Origin of the sequence: Anaerococcus vaginimassiliensis, from assembly GCF_900626155.1 — a bacterium.
GTDB classification, from domain to species: Bacteria; Bacillota; Clostridia; order Tissierellales; family Peptoniphilaceae; genus Anaerococcus; species Anaerococcus vaginimassiliensis.
This window is the reverse complement of record NZ_LR130844.1, coordinates 1,767,545-1,792,422: the sequence shown is the minus strand read 5'-3', so window position 1 is coordinate 1,792,422 and position 24,878 is coordinate 1,767,545. Positions and strand designations below refer to the sequence as shown.

Sequence of the window (24,878 nt, the reverse complement as noted above, 5' to 3'; positions counted from 1 at the left end):
AAGGCGGTAGAAGTAAAAACTATCGTCTTTTTTTATTTGAAGAAAGGTAGGAGAGCATGGCAGATAAAAGAATGTTTTCACTAAAGATAGTGGATAGCGACTTATTTTTGGATATGCCACTAAGTAGTCAATGCCTGTATTTTCATCTATCAATGAGGGCAGATGATGATGGTTTTGTAAATAATCCTAAGAAGATCATCAAAATTATCGGAGCTAATGAAGATGACCTGAAAATACTTATTGCCAAAGGCTTTGTGATAGTCTTTGATCAGGGAATTATCGTCATTACTCATTGGAAGATAAATAACTATATTAGAAAAGACAGATATAAACCAACAATGTATATAGAGCAAAAACAACAGCTCTATCAAACAGAAAATGGAACATATATTTTAGAAGAAAAAGCTGGTTGTCATCTGGTTGACCAAAGGTTGTCAAGTGGTCAACCCAGTATAGGTAAGGGTAGATTAGATAAGGTTAGTATAGATAAGGGGAGAGAAGAACAGTCCACCCCCATCTTTTATGGAGAATACAAAAATGTAAGGCTAAGCAAAGAAGAATATAAAAAACTTAAAGAAAAACTAAACTCACACACAGACATAATGATAAATAAACTATCCAGATACATGGAAAGCAGTGGTAAGACCTATCAAAACCACTATGTGACAATCTTAAAATGGTATGAAGAAGATAAAGAAAAACTAACACAGAAAAGTTTAAATAAAAAAATGAACTATGATGTAGGAGAATCTTTATAGATAAAAAGAGGTGGAAAGCCACTATTAAAGACTTTAAGTCTAAAAAGGTATCAAAGTATGCCAGAGATAATAAAAAGATAAATATGACACTTTAAAGGCGATTAGAAAATTAAAAATCTAATCGTCTTTTTTTATTGCATGAAAGGATAAGCTATGACAAAAAGACAAACAAAATACATTGTAAAAAGAAATTATGATAATAGAAGAACAGATACAGACGCTTTTCTAAGACTAATAAAAAAATCAAGCAAATTAAACAAGACCAATGAAATTGAGTGTAACAAATATAATATTGATAGTAATGAAAAAGAGTGCTATAATAAAAATAGTTTTAGAGAAAGTTGTGTTATTTCTGAAAACTCAAACAAGGAGGAATAGGAAATGATACAAACAAATTCAAATCACTTTTCATTCAAAGCTGCAATTTATTGCAGACTATCTAAAGATGATGAGCAGAAAGGAGAGAGTGCCAGCATACAAAACCAAAAGGAACTTTTAGAAAACTATGTAAAATCAAAAGGTTGGAGTATTTACGATGTATATATAGATGATGGATATACTGGATTAAATACGAACAGACCATCATTTCAAAGGTTAATTAGAGATGTTGAAAATAAAGAAGTAGATATAGTCATCACCAAAGACTTATCAAGGCTTGGAAGAAACTATTTGCAGACTGGATACTATACAGAAAATTTCTTTCCAAAGAACAATGTCAGATATATAGCCTTAAATGATGGAGTAGATACCTTTCAAGAAAACAACGAAATAGTTCCTTTTAAAAATGTTTTAAACGAGTTTTATTCAAGAGATGTTTCCAAAAAGATGAAATCTGCATATATGACAAGGGCAAGGCAAGGGAAATTTATTGGTTGTCTTGCTCCAATAGGATATAGGAAAGACGATGAAGATCCACATAAATTAGTAATCGATGATGAAACTTCATGGATTGTTGAAAAAATTTTTGAACTTGCTTTTAGTGGTTACGGAGTCCAGGCAATTAGAAGAAGACTTTTTGAAGAAAAAATACCTACACCTACCTGGTGGAATAGAAAAAAAGGACTTAGAAATAAAAAAACTAAGTTAGAAATGACCGTAGATGGTGGAGAGTATTGGTGGGACTGCACAACCCTAAAAGAAATTATTGAAAACCCAGTTTATATTGGTCATATTGCTAGTCAAAAAGTTAATTATAAATTCAAAGTAGGTTGGTTATCCGATAAACCTAAAGAGGAATGGATAATAGTAGAAAATACACACGAACCAATTATTTCTGAAGATATTTATAATATAGCAAATGAAAAATTAAAGAGCAGGAGAAGACCATTCAAAAATGGAGAAGAAAGCATATTTGCAGGCATTGTGAAATGTCCCGATTGTGGAAAATCTTTAAATCTTGGAAGAAACAAATCGAAAAAAAGAGAAAAGTTACTCACTTGTAACACTTATAGAAGATATGGAAAGTCATTATGTAGTCAACATAGAATTTATTACGATACTCTTTATGAGATAGTGCTTAAAGATATTAGGAAAAATGCAGAAATAGCATTAAAAGACGAAAAAGAAATTATAAAAGCACTTGAAAAATCACGAGAAATTGATAATGAAGAAGAACAAAAATTTATTATGGATAAGATTTATGAAGATCAGATAAGAGTAGAAGACTTAACTAAAAAGATTGAAAGACTATATGATGACTGGCTAGATAATAAGATAAGTGAAAGTAACTTCCAAAAAATTCTTGAAAAATCACAGAAAGAACAAGACTATTTAAACCAAAGAATAGAAGATAATCAAAAATTGATTGTTAAAGAAGATCTTGAAGATATTAATGTCAAAAAATGGATTGAACTCATAAAAAAACATAGGGATATAAAGAAGCTGGACAAAGAAACCTTAAACGAGCTCATCTCAAAAATCTATGTTCACGAAAAAGAAGTAGTGAATGGAGAAATCACCCAAACAATTGATATTTACTACAATTTCATAGGAAATACAGACACACTACAAGTATTTTACAATCTCTAATTAGGTATTAAGCAGCTTATGGCTGGTGGGGGAATTGTACTAATCGGTATTAAATTAATTCCACTACTTGCAAATGCTTTAAATTAGGAGAAAGTCTATGTTTGGTATCTTTGACAAGCTAACTGAATTTTTTAAGGATATGCTACTCGGAGGTATCAAAGCAAATCTTGAGTCCATGTTCTTAGATATAAATGACAAGGTAGGAGTTATTGCAACTGATGTTGGGAAGACGCCAATGGGTTGGAATGGAGAAGTATATAACTTTATTAAAAACATTAATGATAATGTGATTGTTCCAATAGCAGGTCTTATCATAACAGCAGTTTTATGTATTGAACTCATAAATATGGTTATGCAAAAGAATAATATGCATGATACAGATACTTTTGAGTTTTTCAAATACATTATAAAGATGTTTATAGCAGTCTACCTTGCAAGCCATGCCTTTGAATTTTCAATGGCAGTCTTTGATGTGGCACAAAATCTTGTAAACAAAGCGGCAGGGGTAATCACTACTTCTGCCACTGTTTCAGGAGATCAGATAGTTGCAATGGTTGATACATTAAAAGAAAAAGAAATAGGTGAGCTTTTAATGATACTAGTTGAAACAAGCCTTGTAAGGATTGCAATTCAATGTATATCTTTAACTATTACATTAATAGTATATGGGCGTATGTTTGAAATATATGTCTACTCATCAGTATCATCCATACCATTTGCGACTATGGGAAATAAAGAATGGGGTCAGATTGGAACAAATTATATCAAGGGACTTTTTGCCTTGGGACTACAAGGTTTGTTTTTGATGGTATGTTTAGGTATCTACACCGTTTTAATAAGAACGGTACAGGTTACAGATATTCACGCAAGCTTGTTTAGTATATTAGGATATGCTCTACTACTTGGACTTATGATGTTTAAGAGTGGAACAGTTGCAAAAAGTATTATGAATACGCACTAGGAGGAATAAATGTTAAAAAAGAAAAATTGTGCTTTATTGGGACTTGGAATTTTATTGGGAGGAACTTATGAAATTTTAAAAGAGAAAAAAAGGAATGAAGAGATTAGAAATTTAAAGAGGAGAATAAATAGACTCGGAAGATGTCACAATGAATTTGTTATGTATCAAGGAGAATACAATGACAAAAATGAAGAAAAACAAGAAGAATTAGAAGAAAGAATTAGCTACCTGGAAGAGGAAACAACATCTAATTATGACCATATACTTGAACTTTCCAAAGAAGAAGTAGAGGGAGATTAAAATGGCATATGTACCAATACCAAAAGATTTGGACAAGATTAAAACAAAGGTTGCCTTTAACTTAACTAAAAGACAACTTATAGGTTTTTCTGTGGCAGGACTAATTGGCATACCAACCTATTTATTTATGAAGAAATATCTACCTAATGATGTTTCAATCATTGTAATGCTAATAGTAACCCTGCCAATCTTTTTTATAACCTTATATGAAAAAGACACCTTAACTTTTGAAAAATATTTTAAATTTTTCTATCTTCATAAGTTTTATCAACCAACTAAGAGAATAAGAAAGGAGGCATACCTTGAAGCAAAGAAAAAAGCAAATCAGCGACTTAAATCTAAGGGAAAAACAATTAAAAAAAGACCGAAAGGAAGTAAGAAAGCTAAAAACAAAGAAAGATCCGACAAATAGTCTTCTAAGTGTACTTTTAAAGAAAGAGAAAAAGAGATTTACAGTTGAGGATACAATTCCATATATAAGAATGTTACCAGAGGGCATTTGCCAGTTAGATGAAAAAAATTATTCAAAGACAATTTCATTTCAAGATATAAATTACCAGTTGGCATTGGAAGAAGATAGAGATTTAATCTTTAACCAATTTGCCAACTTTTTAAATTCTTTTGATCCAAGTGTCCACATAGAACTTTCATATGTAAATCAATTAGGGAGAAATAAAGACCTACAAGACGCAATTAAAATTGCTGATAAGGGAGACTTTTATGACGATGTAAGAAAAGAGTTTAGGGAGATGTTAAAGCTTCAACTTGCAAAGGGCAATAACGGACTTAAAAAGATGAAGTATATAACCTTTACAACAGAAGCCGATAACCTAGAGCAAGCAAGAGCAAAGTTAAATAGACTTGAAGTGGATATTTTATCCAACTTTAAATCTATGGGAGTAAGAGCAGAAAGTCTTGATGGCGAAGAAAGATTAAGACTTGTTCACGATATGTTAAATCCAGACAAGAACTTTGATTTTTCATATAAAGATTTGAAGAAAAAAGAGTCTACAAAATCACATATAACTCCCAATATCTTTAATTTTGCACCAGCAAATAATTTTAAATTTGGGAAATTCATTGGAGCAGTAAGTCATTTTCAAATACTTGCAAGTGAGTTATCAGACAGAATGTTATCTGAGTTTTTAGATATTGATGACAATATTTATGTAGCTTTTCATATAGATGTAGTTGAACAAGCAGAAGCTATTAAACTCATTAAAAGAAAAAATACAGACCTAGACAGAATGAAAATTGAAGAACAAAAGAAAGCAGTTCGTGCTGGATATGATATGGATATTATTCCTTCAGATATAAATACTTTTGGTGCGGATGTTAAGTCCATGTTATCTGACTTACAAAATAGAGATGAAAGGCTCTTTGTAGTTACCATAGTAATGATGAATTTTGCTAGGACTAATCAAAAATTAGAAAATACTATTGCTCAAATCTCATCAATTGCTAACAGACATAATTGTCAGGTAAAAAGATTATCTCATCAACAAGAACAAGGACTTGTTTCTGTCTTACCTCTAGGAGTTAACCAAGTCGAGATAAAAAGATTTTTAACTTCATCATCAACGGCAGTATTTATGCCTTTTACAACAGAAGAGCTATTTATTGATTCGGCAAATTCCTTGTATTATGGCTTAAATGCCCTTAGCCAAAACTTGATTATGGCAGATAGGAAGAAACTAAAGAATCCTAACGGACTAATATTAGGAACACCAGGTTCTGGTAAATCTTTCTCGGCAAAAAGAGAGATGGCAAATGCAATTCTTGTCACAGATGATGATGTAATTATTTGTGATCCTGAAGGCGAGTATTCAAACCTTGTAAAACAATTTAATGGAGAAGTTATTAAAGTTTCGGCAAAGTCAAAGGACTACCTAAATCCACTAGATATAAATATGAACTATGGAGATGGGGACGCACCTTTAAAGGATAAGGCGAACTTCATAATGTCTATGCTTGAACTTGTAGTAGGAGGATCTGGTCTTACTGCTGCAGAAAAATCTGTTATAGATAGGTGCTTACCAAAGATATATCAAAAATATTTTGAAGACCCAAAACTAGAAAATATGCCAATATTAGGAGATTTATATGATATGCTCCTATCCCAAGAAGAGGGAGTTGGTAGAAAACTCGCAACAGAAATGGAAATTTATGTTAAAGGAAGTCTTAATGTATTTAATAATAGGTCTAATGTTGACCTAAATAGACAACTGCTCTGTTTTGATATAAAAGAGCTAGGAACACAACTTAAAAAAATAGGTATGCTTGTAATTCAAGACCAGGTTTGGAACAAGGTTTCCCTTAATAGAGGAAGCAAGTCTACAAGATACTATATAGATGAGTTCCACCTTTTATTAAAAGACCCACAAACTGCTTCATATTCAGTAGAAATCTGGAAAAGATTTAGAAAATGGGGCGGTATTCCAACAGGTATAACTCAAAACGTAAAAGACCTTTTAACAAGTCAGGAAATTGAAAATATCTTTGATAATACAGACTTTGTTCTAATGTTAAATCAAGCATCTGGAGATAGAGATATTCTTGCTAAGAAATTAAAAATATCACCTTATCAGTTAAACTATATTACTAACTCAAATGCAGGTGAGGGACTATTATTCTTTGGAAATACTATTGTTCCATTTATTGATAAATTCCCTAAAGACACTATGCTATATAAGCTAATGACAACTAAACCAGAAGAAGCTAAGTAGGTGTGATATGGATAAAAAACTAAAAAAAGATTTTCAAAAGAAAATTATACGAAATAGGGACGCTCCTGAAAAGAATCTTGAAAGTAAACTTGTTCATTCAGATGATTATACAAATAAGATAATTAAGACTAAGGATAGGTTCGGAGATAAAATTTCAGAAAAAGAATCTAAACTTATCCATGAGAATGTATTAGCTAAAGATCAAAAACAGGATAAACTAAAAGATTTTCAGAAGGCTAAAAACAAGGAAAGAATCAGAAAAGAAGTTTTAGATAATAAGGATAAGGCTAATGAAGTTAAACAGACTAATCTTGAAATAAGGGCAGATGAAAGCTTTAAACTTGATGAAGACTTAGATGTAGACTACAAAAAGGTAAATTTTGATAGTGAAAACAGTAGAAATGTTAACTCTAATAAATTAACAACAGATGATATTTCAGCTAAGGCTCAACCAATAAGCAATAAGAAGGAATCAAGTAAAAGACAAGTTCTTAAAAATTACGAGGATAAACTTATCCATAGTAAGGATAAATTCCAAGACAAAATTAACGAGAAAGAGTCTAAGCGAATCCAGACAAGTGAAGATAAACCTATCGAAGCAAAGAAAAGCAAGAGAGTATATAGAAAAGATAAGCTTGTTAAAGATGAAGTAAGTAAGAACGAAAGTAATACTAATATCGATAAAAAGCAAAAGCAGAAACTTTATCAAGAAAAGAAGTTTAGAGATAAGGAAAAAATTTCTAAAGAGATAGATAAAGAAAGTAAGCTAAGCGAAGTTGATACAGATAAAACATTTGATAATCCTGAGTTTAAAGACAATAATCAAGAATTTATAAAAGATGAAAAGGAAACAAGCCTTAAAGCTTCAGAACAAAAGAAAGTTAACAAAAAGAAGACCTACTACAAAAGAAAAAATTATGAAAGTGATAAATTCACTCGAAAGAAAATCGATGACTTAAAAGATGAATCTAAGAAAGTTACAAGAAAAGATTCTAAGAAGGCACAAGATGTTAAAGATTTTATATCAGATAAAAAGATTGGAGAGCTTGAAAAGTCTAAAAGCAATCTAAAGGATAATATCTTAAAGAATAAAACTAAAGGAAGTCTATCTTCTGGAGTTTTATTATCTGGAGCTAAGTCTTCAGAGTTAGTGAGAGATTATTTAAGTTCAGGATCTGATAATACTGGTGTAGAATCTGGAGAAAAGGTCGCCAATGTAAGCTCTAAACTCCAGCATGGAATAAGGAAGTATAAGCTAGACAAAAAGAAAAAGTCCTTAAAAAAGCTATCTAAACTCGATAAGAAAATAAGAAAGAGAAAAAGCAAGTTGGAGTTTAAAAGTGGATTAGAAGATTTAAAAAAATCAGATGCTTATATAAAGAAAAATAGATTTAAAAAGTTTTACCAAAGAAAACAAATGAAAAGCATGATATCTAAAAAGCACGAAACAAGACTTGTAGATAGAGTTAAAAAAGCTATTTTAAGTTTAGGTAAGGCTTCTAAAGAGCTAATAGTAAGAAAAAGCAAGATGGTTCTATTTCTAGTAATAGGACTAGGTCTTATGATATCAATCATGATTGGTGGTGGAAGTGTTGGTATGAGTGGACTAAGCAACTCAGTAAACTCAGTAATGACAACAACATACCTATCACAAGATACAGTTCTAAGTGAAGTTAATCAAGAATTTTCGTCAATGGAGTATGACCTACAATCACAAATCGAAAGTATAAAGACAAGTCACCCTGGATATGACGAATATATCATAAACAAAGAAGGAGAAATTGGTCATAATACCCATGAACTTTTATCCTATATAACTTCAAGATGTGGAGAAGTAAAATCAGCATCTGAAGTAAAAGGAATTTTAAAAGAATTTTTCTATAAGATGTATAAGCTTGATTTTAAGGAAGAAATTGAAATTAGAACAAGAACAGTAGCAAGAACTAGATATGATAGTCGTGGCAATCCTTATACTAGTTATGAAAAAGAAGAGTACGAATATAAAAAGTTAATTGTAACTTTAAAGAAAAAAGAAATGGATGAAGTTGTTAGGGAAATATTTAAAGATTATCCAGACAATGTAGTTCATTATGAAGCTCTTCTTGAAGCTAAGGGGAATATGGGAGATGTTTTTGGATCGGGTAATGGGGACTTAGGAGAAATAGTAGACAATCCAAACTTTGGAAATCCTGGTCTTGCTTTTGATTCAGCTACTGCAAAAGCCTTATTTAATGAAGCAGAAAAACATATAGGCAAAAGATATGTGTTTGGAGCAAGTGGACCATCTAACTTTGATTGTTCAGGTTTTGTATGTTGGTCATTTACAAAGTCTGGTGTAAAGAGTATGCCAAGAACAACTGCATGGAGAATATACAAAGACTATTGTAATCCAGTAAGTCCAAGTGAAGCTCAACCTGGAGATATTATATTTTTCCATTCAACATATAACAGTGGAACTCCAATATCTCATGTAGGAATATACGCAGGTAATGGAATGATGATTCACGCAGGAGATCCAATTCAATACACATCAATAAATTCAAAATATTGGAAATCACACTTTTATGGTTTTGGAAGACCAAGATAGAAGGGAGATATTGTGTGAACAGAAAACTTATAAGTATCAGGAACAAAAAGAAAAAAATAGAAGAGAAGTTAAAAGATTTAAATGCAAAATACAAGGAAATTTGCGATGAAGAAATACAAGTTGAGAATGAAGAAATAATTGTAACTCTTAGGAGAAACAATATTAGCTTGGAAGAATTAATGGAGAAAATTAATGACAGAAAAATAGAAGAAAAATTAAAAGAAAAGGAGAACATTCATAATGAAGAAATTTAATACGAACAGACTAAGAGCCTTTTTTATGGCTCTTTTATTAGTTTTAACATCAACCTCAACTACTAATGTACTAGCTAAAGCTGATGATACAGATGGTAGTAAAAAAGTGATAGAAAGTTCTATAAGTAAAATTAGTGATTTAGAAAATCAGATCAAAGACTTAAATGATAAGAAACAAGAAGACCAATCAAAGATAGATGAATTAAAGGAAAAGTTAGAATCTTGCAAAGATAATGGAGAGAATCTGAAACAAGAAAAGGCTAAATTAGAAGAAAAGATTAGAGATAAAGATAATAAGATTGTTCAATTGAATAAAGAAATTGAGAATCTTAGAAACTCCAATAATGATGAACTAATAGCAGAAATTACTCAACTTAAAGATGAATTAAAAAGATTACAAGATGAAAATGCAAAACTAAAAGAAGATTATTCATCTACAAAATGGGAGTTAGAAGCTGAGAAAGAAAAGACCGATAAAAACGAAAATAAAGTCAAAGAAATGCAAGAAAAGCTCGAGTCTTTAGAAGAGGAACTTTCAAAGAAGACTAAAGAAATTGAGGATAAAAATAATAGAATTAAGGACTTAGAAAAAGTTCTTGAAGAAAAAGATACTAAGATAAAAGAATTAGAGAATAAAAAGAAAGAGACAGAAAATTCTAAGTCAGAATGCTTTAAGAAAATTGAAGAGCTTCAAAAGGCTATTGATAGTTTAAAAGAATCTTCTGAAAATACTAAAAAAGAATTAGAAGAAAAAATTAAAGAACTAGAAGAAAAACAAAAAGCTTCTGAAGAAGAAATTAAAAAGCTAAAAGAAGAATTAGATAAGAAAATTGAAGAAGCAAAGAAGTTAATCGAGGAAGCAAATAAAAAAGCGAAAGAAGAACTTGAAAAACAAGTTAAAGATGAAAAAGACAAAAATCTAAACCAAGACTTATCTAAGAAATTAGATGAACTTCTAAAACTCCAAAAAGAAAACAAAGATAAGAAAGAAGATAATAAATCTCAAGATAAAAAGTGGGACGAAATTTTGAAAGCTGATGATAAGAATATCCTAAATCAATTTGATCTTAACAAGATGAAAAAGCAAGAAGAAAAACAGGACAAAAAACAAGTTAAAGATGAAAAAGAATTTGCAGTTTTCCAAGTAGACAAAAACTTTTATAACATTATCAACAAAGATGGTAAGACAACAGTATATATGGATGTAAAAACTTATGTAGACCAAGGAAGAACTATGATTCCAGTAAGATATATTGCTTATACTCTAGGTTTTAATGTTGAGTATGACAACTCTACTCGTGAAGCTATTTTCTCAAATAAAGAGAATAATATCCTAGCAAAAAAGACATTAAGACTAAATATTGATACTGGTGTTATGAAAGATTCAGATGGAAAGGTCTACAATTCAGATGTTAAGCCAGTGATTATAAATGGAAGAATTCATGCTTCAATTTCAAATATTGCTAAAGCTTTTGGAGCAAGTCATGGAGATATTAAAGATGGCAAAAACCAAACAATAGAATGGGACAATGCTAGAAAAGCAGTCTATGTATTTAAAAATGTAAAATAAGAAAGGATAGAAAAATGAATAAGAGTATTAAACGAGGAGTAGCCATAGCGTTACTCCTTTTTACATTTACAGTACCAGCAACTACATTTGCGATGACAAATGAAGGACAAATTGAAAGTCAAAACGAATCAATCTATGAACCACAAAAAGAAGAATTTGAGAAAATGTTGAAAGATGATGTTTTTACACCATCAAAAGAAGAAATTCCTTATCAAGATGTTCCAAGAATACAAGGAAATACAAGTGAAGCAACCAAGCCTTCAAATAATCCACCAAAGAAAACCCCACTTGTAAAAGGTGGTAATACAAAGGCAGTAAATAATCTTGCAACACAGGAAAATAAGGCAAGAGGTTCAGTAATTGAAAATGTAGATAGGAATGGAAAAGATATTACACCAAGTGGAGATACAGAAAAAGATAAAGAAAATCCAGTTGATGTAAGACAATTTTTAACATTTCAAACCAAAAGTGGAAAAACTATGCACCTAATAGTAGATCACTCATCAAATCAAGATAATGTAAGGCTATTGACAGAAGTAGGAGAGCAAGACCTGCTTAATATGATTGAATCAGAAGATAAAAACACTATAAAGGTTGAAGAGCCTAAGAAAGAAGAAGTAAAAAAAGAAGAACCTAAGGCTGTACCAGTAAAAGAAGAAAAGAAAAGCGGAATAGGTTCATTTCTAATTATTGCACTTGTAATTGGAGGAGTTGTAGGAGCAGGATATTATTTTAAAGTAGTCAAAGCAAAAGAAGATAGAATGTTGGAAGACTTTGAAGAAGATGATGAGGATTATATTAGTGAGTCAGAAGATGAATCTGACAATGAAGAAAGTCATGAAGAGTCTTTAGATGAAGACGATGAAGATGATGAACTATTATAAATCTCAAGTCCTATCATCGAATAAACAATACAAAAATATGGTATAATTAAGTATAATATTTGTCAGAGAGGGGGGATACTTTGAACTTAAAAGACTATCTTGGAGAAACAAATCTATATGACAAAAAAGAAAAATTAGAAAGGAACAAACCAAAGTCTTGGTTAAAATCTGTGTCAGCCTTTGCTAATGGTAGAGGTGGGAAGCTAATATTTGGAGTTAAAGAAGATAACACAATTCTTGGACTTAGTGACTATCAAGAAGTTTCTGAAAATATTTCTGAAATCATAAAAATTAAAATGGATCCGAATCCAGAATTTGATATGGAAATCAAGGAGCTTGATGGAAAAGTTATATTGATTTTAAGTGTATTTGCTGGGAAGAACACACCATATTTTGTAGTTGATGGTGGAACGAGAACTGCTTATAAAAGAGTAGGAAATCAAAGTGTCCCTGCAAGTCGAATTGATCTTTTTAATTTGTCTTTAAAGGGAGAACATATAAGTTACGATTCACTTCAGTCAAAGAAAAAACTAGAAGATGTAAGCTTTAAGGAACTTAAAATTGAGTACAAAGAAAGAACGGGAAAAGATTTTGAAGAAAAAGATTTGAAATCTTTTGGACTTGTAAATGACGAGAATAATTTAACCATAGCAGGAGCTTTATTTGCAGATAACTATCAAGTTTATCAGTCAAGAGTATTTTGTACTAGGTGGAATGGGCTTACTAAAGCGAATGGTCGAATGGATGCCTTAGATGATGCTGAATTTGAAGGTAATATAATTTATCTTTTAAAAGCATCTTTAGACTTTGTGAAGAGAAATTCTAAAAAGATGTGGAAAAAAGGTCCAGTCTATAGAATAGAATATCCAGAATATCCAGAAAGAGCAGTGCAGGAAGCCTTAGTAAATGCATTAATTCATAGAGATTATTCTGTGATAGGAAGTGAAGTTCATGTAGATATCTATGATGATAGGTTAGAAATCTATTCTCCTGGAGGTATGTATGATGGAACTTTCGTCCAAGATCTAAATCCATTAAACGTATCTTCAATAAGAAGAAACCCAATTATAGCGGATGTATTTGCAAGAATGGATTTAATGGAAAGGAGAGGATCTGGACTTAGAAAAATCATAGAAGCTTATGAAGCAGAAGAAAATTATAAAGAAGAATTAAAACCAGTCTTTAAGTCAACAGAATCTTCTTTTATTACGATTCTAAAAAATCTAAATTATGACATTCAAAATGTCACCCAAAATGTCACTCAAAATGTCACTCAAAGTGAGGTAGAAAATAATGGTCAAAAATTAAAGCCAAGTGTTAGGCGTGATAAAATTCTTGAAATAATAAAAAGTAATCCTAAAATAACTGCCTATGATTTATCTAAACAATTTAATGTAACCGATAGAACTATAAAAAGAGATTTAAAAGTTCTAACAGACGAAAAAACAATCGAGTATATAGGCAGTGCTAAAGATGGACATTGGAAAGTAAACAAATAAAGTTAAAAAGAAAATAGAATTCTCCCGAAAATAATACAATATTCGGGAGAAAAACTTTGAGCGAGAGAGAAATCTTTCGCTCTTTTTTTATTTATGGAGGTATTAATGAAGTTAGTAATAGCAGAAAAGCCAAGTGTAGCGGTTACAATTGCAAAAGTAATTGGAGCAAGAACAAGAAAAAACGGATATTATGAGGGGAATGGATACATTGTTTCATGGTGCGTAGGTCATTTAATTCAAATGGCAAGTCCAGATAAGATAGATGAAAAATGGAAGAAATGGACAATCGACACTCTTCCTATAATTCCAGAAGAATATATTTATGAAGTATCTAAAAGCACTAAGAAACAATATGGAGTTTTAAAGAAACTTTTAAACGATAAGAACATCGATACAGTAATAAATGCTTGTGATGCTGGTAGAGAAGGAGAGCTTATTTTTAGGCTTGTATATAATCAAACTAAGTGTAAGAAGAAGATTCAAAGACTTTGGATATCTTCAATGGAAAACAAAGCTATTGAAGATGGTTTTAGAAATCTTAAAAACGGAGAAAACTTTGAAGACTTATATAGATCAGCAAGTGCAAGAGCCATTGCAGATTGGCTAGTAGGAATGAATCTAAGTAGGCTTTATTCTTGCATTTACAAGGAAACATATTCAGTTGGTAGAGTACAAACACCAACTCTATATATAATAGCTAAAAGAGATAGTGAAATAAACCTATTTAAGAAGCAAAAATATTATACAGTTGACCTATCTTATGGAGTATTGAAACTTGTATCAGATAGGATTGATAAAATTGAAGTTGCGGAACAACTATTAAATCTACTAGAAGATGAAATAGTTATTACAGAGGTAGAAGATAAAGAAATAAGCACAAAACCAGATAAGCCTTATGATCTCACTACCTTACAAAGAGAAGCGAATAAATACTTTGGGTATTCAGCAAATGATACTTTAAATCTGGCACAAGCTTTATATGAAAAAAAGCTAATCACATATCCAAGAACAGATAGCAGGTATTTAACCGATGATATGGTTACTACTATGAAAGAATTATTAGAAGGACTTGAAGATGATTTTAAAATTAATGAATCAAACTTTAAGTCTATTTTTAATTCATCTAAGGTTACAGACCACTATGCAATTATTCCTACTATATCTGGCGTTGGAAAAGCCAAAGATTTATCTGATAAAGAAAGTAAAATCTATAATCTAATTAAGGATAAATTACTTGCTTCATGTTCGGATAATTTAAAGGAATCTAGTAGAAAAATCAGATATGAATATGATAAATTTAACTTCAATGCAAGTGGCAAGACTATAATCGATGAAGGTTATACCAAGTATCTAAAGAGCTATGGAAAAGAAAAACAAGAAAATGAATTACCAGATGTAAAGACTGGAGATAAAATTAAGCTAACTTCTAAAAATATATCGAAAAAATTTACAAAAGCTCCAAGTCATTATAATGAAGATACACTTTTAAAGGCTATGGAGAGTGCAGGAGTAGAGTCTTTGGATAAAGATATAGAAGTTGAAAGAAAAGGCTTAGGAACACCAGCTACAAGAGCAGGAATTATTGAAAATCTTATCTATAAAGATCTCATAAGAAGAGATAAGAAAAATTTACTTGTAACAGAAAAAGGCAATAGGCTTGTATCAATTGTAGAGGATAAGTTTAAGTCAGCAGAAACAACATCTGAATGGGAAATGAAACTTGCAAAGATTAGCTCTGGCGAAGTTGATAAAGAAGACTTTTTAAGAGAAATAGAAGATAGTATAAGGGAGCTTGTAGATAGGTACAAGAATAATCTAAATGAATAAGGTAAAAATATTAGAGCTTTTCGGTGGCATAGGTGCTATTAGAAAGGCTTTTATTAATTTAAAGATACCTTATGAAGTTGTTGATTATGTAGAAATAGATAAGGCTTGTGTTAAATCATATAATGAACTTTATGGAGAAGATTATAAGCCAAAATCAGTAGTAGGATATAAAGTACCTAATGAGAATATAGACTTAATAATGCATGGAAGTCCTTGCCAAGACTTTTCAAGAATTGGAAAAAAGCAGGGAGGAGTGAAAAACTCAGGCACTAGATCAAGCTTACTATTTGAAACAATTAGAATAATCAAAGAAATGAAAGATAAACCTAAATGGATAATTTGGGAAAATGTAAAGGGAGTCCTTGATAGAAATATGAGGGACTCCTTTTTTATTTATCTAAAAGAGCTAGAAAACCTTGGATATGAAAGCAAATATGAAATCTTAAATGCAATGGACTTTGGGATACCTCAAAAAAGAGAAAGGATATTTGTTGTTTCGTGTCTTGGAGCAAATAACTTTTCTTTTAATAAATTGGAGAGGAAAGAAACAAGATCACTAAGTGAATTTTTAGAAAAGGATGTAAGTGAACTTTACACAATGACCCAACCTTATATGCTGAAATTTTTAAATAAAGGCATAGATAATAGTTTTAGAGGGCGACTAAAAGTGATTAAAGATTTTTCTTATACTATTTCTACAAAACAGATGAGAGTACCTAATTCTGGAATAATAGATATTGGAAATGGTAAATATAGGTATTTAACAGAAAGAGAATGTTTAAGACTCATGGGTTTTGATGACATTGATATTAACAAACTAGAAGAAGCACATCCAAGAAGAAAAAATTGTACTTCAAGCAAGCTTTATAAGCAGGCCGGCAATTCTATTGTGGTTGATGTTTTAATGGCTATTATAAAAGAAATTCATAGAATGGAGGTAGGAAATGCAAGTAAATGATTTTAAGAATATACAAGAAGCAATAAAGTATGAAGTGTTACAAGATGAAAAAGAGTATTTAAAACTCTTAAAGGTTATAGGTAACAATCAAAAATATGATTTTTCTAGCCAACTAAGTATATATAACAAAGAACCTGAAGCTAGAGCTTGTGCGACTTTTGATATGTGGAAAAAATATTTTGGTCGAGTTGTTATGAGAGGTCAAAAGGGTATTCCAACTTTAGTTGGAAGTGATGTAAATCAAAGAATTTCATATATTTTCGATATTAGTCAGACCACATCAATGGATAGGAATATTAATGAGGTTAGCTTATGGCAGTTTGATCATGAAAATCATAACGAGGCTTTAAAAGAAATAATAAGAGATTATTCATTTGAAGATAGTGATTCACTCAATGAAAATATATTTTCTTTGAGTCGAATTTATGGAGATGAATATATTAACTTGGCTCTTGCTGATTTGAGAATAGATATAGAGGATAGACTGAGTTTTGAAAAGTTTATGAGAGACTCAATATCTTATGCAGTAGCTAATAGGTTTAATACAGTCTATCCTATGGATACGGAAAATTTAAAAAATAATTTTTCTAGGATTAATACTATTTCTTTAGAACAGATAGGTCTTGTAATATCAAGGGTTAGTGAAGATATTATAGATAGCACAATAGAAAAATCTAAGGGAATGGATCGTGCTAGGCTGCTGACAGAAAGGGTCGCTGCCGACTATAATAGAGATATAGAAAATATAAACGAAGATAGAGGAGGTCAAAATGATTTATATAGACGAGATGATAGGTCAAGAATTAGAGATGGACGAGTTTTCACAGATGGAAGCGACAGAGGAAATAGCAATGAAGATCGAAGAGAAAACCTTGGACATGATGGAGAGGGATCTGGAATTTATGGAGAGATTTCCGAATCCAACATACGCAGTTCTAAGACTGTCTTACCTGGTAGGGAGCGAGGAGATGGAGAACTGGAAGAAACTTCAGAAAATGTACGAGGAGAAAACACTTTTGAACCATCTGAAGGAAATTCAAAATCAGGCAGTGGACTTTATCAAGAGAGAAAAAGTCAAAATGATGAAAGCACAAGGATTGACAGAGAAGATGATGAGAGAGAATCCAGAGGAATACCAAGGACAGATGAACAACTTGATGGCAACAGTAAAGAAGATGGCAATCAAGGAATACGTGGAAGCCTAGAAAATGAAATAAGCCAAGAAAAGGAAGCTGATGAAGCTTCTTTTTTTGATGACAAAAACACTGAAAATAGAAAAGATTACTGGATTGTAGAATTTAATGAAAACCACGAATTAGTTCCCGATTATAGTGGGCAAATAGTAACCAAAGAATTAATAAATGTCCTAAGACAAAAGGATATTGATGTTAAAGACCATAATCAAACTCTTGGAGAAAATGAATTTGGAGAAATGACTGATGATTATATCGGATATTTCAAATTCTATTTTGACCACTATGTAGATGGCGAAGTTGTCGAGCATTATAGGATTGACCTTGGTGATGGTGAAGAAGTAAATGAGCGTGAATTTTCATATTTAGAAGACCAAGTTGCACTAAGTGAGGAAAAATCTTTTCAAGAAGAAGTTAAGGAAAAGATAGAACCTAAATTTAAGATAGGCGATCAGGTTAGATATAAAGATAAGGACTTTACCATTACAGATTTTGATGAACTAAGTGGAGGACTTAAAACTGTCACTATCAGAGATAATATGGAATATATGGGAGGTATGATTAGGGGTTCGGAAGTAATTCCATATAGAAACGATTCATACCTTGAAGAAATCTTTGAAAATCTAAGTCAAACATCAGAAAAACTAGCAGTAAAAGTTGGTAAGGAATTTATTTTAGAAGATGAGAATACCTTTAATGGAATTAAATTAATTGAAACAGGAACTAAGGTAGAAGTTAATGGAGAAGAAATCCCCTTATATAAGGGCGAAACATTTGAAGAAAGTAGAAAGATTGATGACCTTTTAGATAGTGGAAACTATGAGATACACAAATTATCTGAGCATGAAAAACAAATTGAAAGACAAGTAGAACAAGAAAGCTTTATTGATGACCACAATCCTGAAATTGACCAAGTGATGGATAGGTATAATGTCCCAAGACAAGCAGCCGAAAACTTATTGAGGGGAAAAGAAGATTTAAAGAATCTAGGCTATGAACCTAATAAGGAAAGATTAAGTTTTGCTAGAAATTATGACTTGAAAAATCATATTTACTCAGAATACCTAACACCATCAGAAAGACTAGATAAAAATATCAAAGCTATTAAAATGCTCAAAAGACTTGAAAATGAAAATAGGAGCCCAAGGGAGTATGAACAAGCCTATCTTGCTGACTATCTAGGTTGGGGTGGTCTTGCCAATGTCTTTGATGAAGAAAAGGGAGGTCAATGGCTTGAAGCAAGAAATATTTTAAAGGAAAATTTAACAAATGAAGAGTATTTGAATGCTAAAGAGTCTACTCTAACATCATTTTATACACCTAGAGAGGTAATGGATGGAATATATAAGACCATAACAGATATGGGTTTTAAGACTGGGAATATCCTTGAACCATCTGCAGGAGTCGGTAATTTTATTGGTAATATGCCAAGTGAAATACAAAGCTCTAAAGTCTATGGAGTAGAAAAAGATAGTCTAAGCGGAAGAATAGCAAGAGAACTTTATCCTGAAGCCAATATTCAAATTAAAGGTTTTGAAGAAACGAACTTCTCAAATAATTTCTTTGACTTGGTAATAGGAAATGTTCCCTTTGGAGATTTTAAAGTTAACGATCGTGAGTATAACAGAAATAACTTTCTGATTCACGATTATTTTTTTGCAAAGTCAATAGATAAGGTTAGGAATGGAGGAATTATTGCCTTCATAACTTCATCTGGAACTATGGATAAAAAAGATGAATCTGTTAGAAAATATATTAATGCAAGATGTGAGTTTTTAGGAGCTATGAGGCTTCCTAATACAATATTTAAAGGACTTGCTGGTACAGAAGTTACTTCAGATATTATTTTCTTGAAAAAGAGAGATTCAGTTATAGAAAGAGATGATGATTGGATTCATCTAGCAACTGATAAAAAGGGTTTGACTTATAATAAATACTTTGTAGATAATCCTCAGATGGTATTAGGGAATATGAAAGAAGTATCTGGCAGATTTGGCAATACTATTACTTGTGATGAAAAAGAAGATGAAAAGTTAAAAGACTTAATGGATATTGCAAGTAAGGAAATATCTTCAAATTCAAAATATGAAGAGGTCGAACTATTGGAAGATGAAGAATTAAGTCTTCCAGCAACAGATGATGTTAAGAATTTTTCTTACACTATTATTGATGAAGAGGTCTACCTAAGAGAAAACTCAGTCTTAATCAAGCAGAATATATCAGATAAAAATAAAGAAAAGATAAAAGATTATCTTGATGTAATGAATGCTTTAAAAGATGTAATAGAAAAACAAAAGGACTATTTTTCAGACGATGAAATAAAAGAGTCACAAGCAAAGTTAAATGAAGTCTATGATAACTTTTCAAAGAAACATGGCTTTATTAACTCCTTATCAAATACTAGAGCCTTAAAGGAAGACTCAAACTTTCCTTTGGTTTCATCAATAGAAATACTTGATGATGAGGATAATTTCAAAGCTAAGAGTGATATATTCTCAAAAAGAACAATAACAAAGGCAAAGGTAGTAGATCATGTAGACACTTCCCTTGAAGCTTTAGTCTTATCAGTTTCACAAAAAGGATATGTAGATTTTGAATATATGGAATCTATCACAAGTAAAGATAGGAACACCTTAATTGGTGAGCTTGAGGGCGAGATATTTTTAGATATTAAGGATACAGACCTAATAAATAACAGAATGCCCTTTGAGAACTTTGACAATGACGATCCATTTCATTTTTCATATGTATCGGCTGATGAATATTTAAGTGGTAATATCAGAGAAAAGATTGGCTACCTCAATTCATATATCGGAGAAATTGAAAATGTAATAGATTTAGCACCTTCTGAAAAGAAAGATACACTATTAAACGAGTTAGGCAAACTCAAATATCAAAGAGAAAAATTACAAGAAGTTATGCCTGAAGAACTTACTGCTTCTGATATAAATGTAAGGTTAGGAGCAACCTGGATACCTCAAAAAGATATAGAAGACTTTACTTTTAACCTTTTAAAAACACCAGGTTATGATAGGTGGAATATAAATGTTAGGTTCTCGCCACACTCAAGTGAATGGAATATTGAGGGTAAAAGTGTTGACTCGACTAATGACCTTGCTAACATGACTTATGGTACAAGTAGAGTAAATGCCTATAAGCTGATTGAAAATGCTCTTAATCTAAAAGATACAAAAGTATTTGACCAAATAATAAATGATGATGGGTCTAAGACTTCTGTATTAAACAAAAAAGAAACTATGCTAGCAAGTCAAAAGCAAGAACTGATAAAAGAAGAATTTAAGAATTGGATATTTGAAGATCCTGATAGAAGATATAGGCTAGAGAAGATTTATAATGAAAAATTCAATTCAATTAGAAATAGAAAATTTGATGGTTCTAACTTAACTTTTGATGGAATGAATACTGAAATTAGACTTCGAGAACATCAAAAAAATGCAATAGCTAGGACTCTTTATGGTGGAAATACACTACTTGCCCATGTAGTAGGAGCAGGAAAAACTTTTGAAATGGTAGCTTCTGCTATGGAATCTAAAAAGTTAGGACTTGCAAGTAAATCATTATTTGTAGTTCCTAACCATCTAACTACTCAAATTGGTAGGGAGTTTATGCAATTATATCCGTCAGCAAATATTATGGTGGCCGATAAAAAAGACTTCCAACCTAAAAATAGAAAAAGATTTATTGGCAGGATTGCAACGGGAGAATATGATGCAGTTATTATAGGACACTCTCAATTTGAAAAAATACCAATGTCTAAGGAATACCAGGTAAGGCATATACAAGATCAAATAGATGATATAGTTTCCTTTATTGATGAGAACAAAAGAAATAGAGGAGAAAATTTCACAGTAAAACAACTGGAAAAGACAAAGAAGAAACTCTTGGTAAGACTTGAAAAACTAAATGATGACTTTAAAAAAGATGATGTAATAACCTTTGAAGAACTAGGAGTAGATAAGTTATTTATAGACGAAGCTCATAATTACAAAAACTTATTTTTGCATACCAAGATGAGAAATGTTGCGGGTATCGGTCAGAGTGAAGCCTTTAAGTCTTCGGATATGTATATGAAATGTAGGTATATGGATGAAATGACAGATGGCAAGGGAGTTGTTTTTGCTACTGGTACACCAATATCAAATTCAATGACAGAGCTTTATACCATGCAAAGATACCTTCAGTATGACGATTTAAAGGCAAGAGGATTAGAACATTTTGACGCTTGGGCTTCTACTTTTGGAGAAACAGAAAACACCTTTGAATTATCTCCAGAAGGCACTGGTTATAGGCAAAAGACAAGATTTTCAAAGTTTTATAACTTGCCAGAGTTGATGAGCATGTTTAAAGAAGTAGCAGATATAAAGACTTCAGATATGTTAAATTTGCCAGTACCAGAAGCAAACTTCGAAGTTATTAAAACAAAACCTACTGAGGAACAAAAAGAAATATTAGAAGCTATTTCAGAAAGAGCTGATGCGGTTAGAAATAACCAAGTCGAGCCTACAGAAGATAACATGCTAAAGATTACAAATGATGGTAAAAACTTGCCCTTGACCAAAGATTAATAAACCCACTACTTCCAGATGATCCTAATTCGAAGGTAAATGTATGTGTAAAAAATATCTTTTCAATCTGGGATAAGACAAAAGAAAATTCATCGACCCAATTAGTATTTTCAGATATGTCTACACCAAAAGGAGATGGAGAATTTAATATCTATGATGATATTAGAAATAAGCTAGTGAATATGGGAATACCTAAAGAAGAAATAGCCTTTATCCACGAAGCAGATACAGACAAACAAAAAGATGAATTGTTCTCTAAGGTAAGAAGAGGAGAAGTAAGAGTCTTATTAGGTTCTACTCAAAAAATGGGAGCAGGTACAAATGTACAAAATAAACTAATAGCCTTACACGATTTAGACGTCCCATGGAGACCGTCTGACCTAGAGCAAAGAAGTGGTAGAATTGTTCGTCAAGGTAATGAAAATGATAAAGTCAATATCTTTAGATATGTAACAGAAAATACCTTTGATTCTTATTTGTGGGTGCGACATGAAGTCGCTTAATTTAACTGTTTGGCATAATGACCAAACCAACTATTCCGTTAGTTGAGCCAAGTATCGACTGCACTTAGGTGTGGTAAGCCGATATTAAAGTAGCCCTACTTGAGGTTGAACCGTGAGGGAATACCGAAACTGCCAGAAACAAGGCGGTTAGGGAGCGAGGCTTGATAATATGGCTAACATATGTGAACTACTGATAAATGTCGTTAAGGTGAACAGGCTAAAGTTGCTGACAAGCCTGAACCAAAATGGTGCGTAGTCGGATAATCCTTTCCACAGTGGGATTACACGGACAAAATGACTACCGGCAGAGAGGTAGAGCCTAAGTTATCAATGTTAATTAAGTGGAACATGGTAAGCCTGTACCGTTGCCAAAAGGCAAGGTAAATCGTAAGAAATGCTGATAATGGTGCAGGTAAAGGATAATGGAAAAAGCGAACGCCATCTTGTAATGAGATGGATAGGGGTTCAAAATTTGCCCTAACTTGAAAGAGTGCAGACTTCCATTTGGTTTTTAATCACAAGAGAACTTGTAGAATTTTTGAAAGGAGAAAGCAAATGAACAGTAAAAAGTGTGCTACTACTAACAGAGCTAAAGACTGGGAAAGTATAGATTTTTCAGTAGCAGAAAGCTATGTTAAAAAACTACAAATGCGTATTGTGAAAGCGTGGAAAATGAGTAAATACGGAAAGGTAAAATCTTTACAGCATTTACTAACAACTTCATTTTATGCAAAAGCCTTGGCTATTAAGAGGGTAACTGAAAACCAAGGCAAGAAAACAAGTGGTGTTGACGGCGAACTATGGCTAACACCACAGGCAAAGTATAATGCAATAGGAAAGTTAAACTTAAGAGGATATAAACCTAAACCTCTTAAAAGAGTGTATATACCTAAGAAAAATGGTAAGAAAAGACCTCTTAGCATTCCTACAATGACAGACAGAGCAATGCAAACACTATATAAATTTGCACTTGAACCTATTGCAGAAACAACAGCTGATTTTAACTCTTATGGATTTAGAGCGAAAAGGTGTACGCAGGACGCTATTGAGCAATGCTTTACATCTCTAAATAAAAAGAAATCTGCAAAATGGATACTTGAAGGAGATATAAAAGGTTGCTTTGATAATATTAGCCACGAATGGATAATGAATAATATTCCAATGAACAAGTCGTTATTGAAACTTTGGCTTGAATGCGGATATATAGAAAAGCAAAGATTATTTCCTACAGAAACTGGAAGCCCACAAGGCTCACCAATATCACCTGTAATATCTAATATGGTATTAGATGGGTTAGAAAAAGCAATCAAAGAGAAATATCATAAAAGAACAGTAAATAAGAAAGCATATTTTCCAAAAGTTAATTTTGTTAGATATGCAGATGACTTTATTGTTACAGGAGAAAGTGCAGAATTGCTTGAAAATGGTGTTAAGCCAATCATTGTAAAATTTTTAAAAGAAAGAGGGTTAGAACTGTCTGAGGAAAAGACACTCATAACGCACATAAATGACGGTTTCGACTTTCTTGGAGTTAATATTAGGATGTATAAAGATAAGTTACTAACAAAACCATCTGAAAAGAACTTTAAGGCTATTGTTGATAAAATAAGACAAATCATAAAGGATAATCCGTCAATGAAACAAGAAATTCTGATTAGAAAATTAAATTCAATTATTATAGGTTGGATAAACTATCAGAAATATAATGTTTCATCAAAAGCGTTTGAAAAACTTGATTATGAAATATATAAATGCCTGTGGAACTGGTGTGTTCGTAGACATCCTAAGAAAAGTAGAAAATGGATAGCTAAAAAGTATTTCCATACGATTGGAAATAGAACTTGGACTTTTAGTGTAGCAACTGGAGACAGAATGGAAAATGGCGAGAAATACTATCTTCGTCTTAAATATGCTACAGATACTGATATTAAGAGATTTACCAAGATACAAGCTGAAGCAAATCCATTTGATGAAAATTGGCAAATATACTTTGAAGAAAGAGAAGAGTTAAAAATACGAAACGAACTTAAAGGGCGTACAGTTATAAATAGACTGTATAAAACTCAAGACGGAATATGCCCTGTTTGTGGAGAGAAAATAACTCTGGATACAGACTTTAGAGTACATCAAACAACTCAAAACAATATTACCCTTAAAACATTAGTACACCCTTGGTGTCATAGAAAATTGAATATAAATGATAAAGAAAATACGCTGGCTCTTTAATTAGGGCTTATAAAAACT

General features: G+C 31.6%; 16 protein-coding genes and 1 pseudogene. All 17 read left to right on the top strand.

The window, feature by feature from the left end:
• The first annotated feature begins 56 nt into the window (after positions 1–56).
• The 17 genes and pseudogenes from E0D87_RS08800 (at position 57) to ltrA (ending at position 24,860) form a co-directional block, all read left to right on the top strand.
• Positions 57–758 carry a replisome organizer gene (locus E0D87_RS08800; protein WP_130820125.1) on the top strand — a complete coding sequence of 234 codons (702 nt, stop codon included), beginning with the start codon at positions 57–59 and terminating at the stop codon, positions 756–758.
• Positions 759–911: 153 nt separating this feature from the next.
• Positions 912–1,136, top strand: coding sequence for a hypothetical protein (locus E0D87_RS08795; protein ID WP_019191471.1), 225 nt, complete (start codon positions 912–914; stop codon positions 1,134–1,136).
• A gap of 3 nt (positions 1,137–1,139) precedes the next feature.
• Complete coding sequence (locus E0D87_RS08790) at positions 1,140–2,786, top strand: recombinase family protein (RefSeq protein ID WP_130820124.1); 1,647 nt, start codon at positions 1,140–1,142, stop codon at positions 2,784–2,786.
• A 6-nt stretch (positions 2,787–2,792) separates the two neighbouring features.
• A complete protein-coding gene (locus E0D87_RS08785) occupies positions 2,793–2,873 on the top strand; it encodes a Maff2 family mobile element protein (RefSeq protein WP_115354505.1) in 81 nt (26 codons plus the stop codon).
• 10 nt (positions 2,874–2,883) lie between these two features.
• Positions 2,884–3,747, top strand: coding sequence for a VirB6/TrbL-like conjugal transfer protein, CD1112 family (locus E0D87_RS08780; protein ID WP_048942988.1), 864 nt, complete (start codon positions 2,884–2,886; stop codon positions 3,745–3,747).
• Positions 3,748–3,756: 9 nt separating this feature from the next.
• Positions 3,757–4,047: a hypothetical protein gene (locus tag E0D87_RS08775; protein ID WP_006740598.1), complete on the top strand. Its 291-nt coding sequence runs from the start codon at positions 3,757–3,759 to the stop codon at positions 4,045–4,047.
• A 1-nt stretch (position 4,048) separates the two neighbouring features.
• Positions 4,049–4,459 (top strand): PrgI family protein, encoded by a 411-nt coding sequence (locus E0D87_RS08770; protein WP_002836673.1) that lies wholly within the window; start codon positions 4,049–4,051, stop codon positions 4,457–4,459.
• Positions 4,371–6,773, top strand: a complete 2,403-nt coding sequence (locus E0D87_RS08765) for a VirB4-like conjugal transfer ATPase, CD1110 family (RefSeq protein WP_423190633.1) — start codon at positions 4,371–4,373, stop codon at positions 6,771–6,773. The genes E0D87_RS08770 and E0D87_RS08765 overlap by 89 nt, the downstream gene beginning before the upstream one ends.
• Positions 6,774–6,780: 7 nt before the next feature.
• Positions 6,781–9,360 (top strand): CD1108 family mobile element protein, encoded by a 2,580-nt coding sequence (locus E0D87_RS08760; protein WP_130820122.1) that lies wholly within the window; start codon positions 6,781–6,783, stop codon positions 9,358–9,360.
• A gap of 14 nt (positions 9,361–9,374) precedes the next feature.
• On the top strand, positions 9,375–9,614 hold the full coding sequence (locus E0D87_RS08755) for a hypothetical protein (RefSeq protein WP_110058823.1): 240 nt from the start codon (positions 9,375–9,377) through the stop codon (positions 9,612–9,614).
• Entirely contained in the window at positions 9,601–11,184 is a 1,584-nt protein-coding gene (locus E0D87_RS08750) for a stalk domain-containing protein (RefSeq protein ID WP_112890530.1), read from the top strand. The genes E0D87_RS08755 and E0D87_RS08750 overlap by 14 nt, the downstream gene beginning before the upstream one ends.
• A gap of 14 nt (positions 11,185–11,198) precedes the next feature.
• A complete protein-coding gene (locus E0D87_RS08745) occupies positions 11,199–12,068 on the top strand; it encodes a CD1107 family mobile element protein (RefSeq protein ID WP_130820121.1) in 870 nt (289 codons plus the stop codon).
• 80 nt (positions 12,069–12,148) lie between these two features.
• A complete protein-coding gene (locus tag E0D87_RS08740; RefSeq protein WP_130820120.1) occupies positions 12,149–13,567 on the top strand; it encodes an AlbA family DNA-binding domain-containing protein in 1,419 nt (472 codons plus the stop codon).
• A 105-nt stretch (positions 13,568–13,672) separates the two neighbouring features.
• The gene (locus E0D87_RS08735; RefSeq protein ID WP_130820119.1) at positions 13,673–15,394 is read left to right on the top strand and encodes a DNA topoisomerase 3; all 1,722 of its coding nucleotides are present in this window, start codon (positions 13,673–13,675) and stop codon (positions 15,392–15,394) included.
• Positions 15,387–16,352 carry a DNA cytosine methyltransferase gene (locus E0D87_RS08730; RefSeq protein WP_036757767.1) on the top strand — a complete coding sequence of 322 codons (966 nt, stop codon included), beginning with the start codon at positions 15,387–15,389 and terminating at the stop codon, positions 16,350–16,352. Before E0D87_RS08735 ends, E0D87_RS08730 begins: the two co-directional genes overlap by 8 nt.
• A 1,786-nt stretch (positions 16,353–18,138) precedes the next feature.
• Positions 18,139–22,613 (top strand): annotated as a pseudogene (locus E0D87_RS08725) (helicase-related protein); the annotation flags it as partial.
• 576 nt (positions 22,614–23,189) lie between these two features.
• Entirely contained in the window at positions 23,190–24,860 is a 1,671-nt protein-coding gene (ltrA, locus tag E0D87_RS08720) for a group II intron reverse transcriptase/maturase (RefSeq protein WP_130820118.1), read from the top strand.
• Positions 24,861–24,878 lie beyond the last annotated feature (18 nt).

Coding starts and splice junctions, on each gene's coding strand:
- E0D87_RS08735 (WP_130820119.1), top strand. CDS start 13,673: ATGAAGTTAGTAATAGCAGAAAAGCCAAGTGTAGCGGTTACAATTGCA.
- E0D87_RS08770 (WP_002836673.1), top strand. CDS start 4,049: ATGGCATATGTACCAATACCAAAAGATTTGGACAAGATTAAAACAAAG.
- E0D87_RS08775 (WP_006740598.1), top strand. CDS start 3,757: ATGTTAAAAAAGAAAAATTGTGCTTTATTGGGACTTGGAATTTTATTG.
- E0D87_RS08800 (WP_130820125.1), top strand. CDS start 57: ATGGCAGATAAAAGAATGTTTTCACTAAAGATAGTGGATAGCGACTTA.
- E0D87_RS08730 (WP_036757767.1), top strand. CDS start 15,387: ATGAATAAGGTAAAAATATTAGAGCTTTTCGGTGGCATAGGTGCTATT.
- E0D87_RS08780 (WP_048942988.1), top strand. CDS start 2,884: ATGTTTGGTATCTTTGACAAGCTAACTGAATTTTTTAAGGATATGCTA.
- E0D87_RS08795 (WP_019191471.1), top strand. CDS start 912: ATGACAAAAAGACAAACAAAATACATTGTAAAAAGAAATTATGATAAT.
- E0D87_RS08760 (WP_130820122.1), top strand. CDS start 6,781: ATGGATAAAAAACTAAAAAAAGATTTTCAAAAGAAAATTATACGAAAT.
- E0D87_RS08790 (WP_130820124.1), top strand. CDS start 1,140: ATGATACAAACAAATTCAAATCACTTTTCATTCAAAGCTGCAATTTAT.
- E0D87_RS08745 (WP_130820121.1), top strand. CDS start 11,199: ATGAATAAGAGTATTAAACGAGGAGTAGCCATAGCGTTACTCCTTTTT.
- E0D87_RS08750 (WP_112890530.1), top strand. CDS start 9,601: ATGAAGAAATTTAATACGAACAGACTAAGAGCCTTTTTTATGGCTCTT.
- ltrA (WP_130820118.1), top strand. CDS start 23,190: ATGAACAGTAAAAAGTGTGCTACTACTAACAGAGCTAAAGACTGGGAA.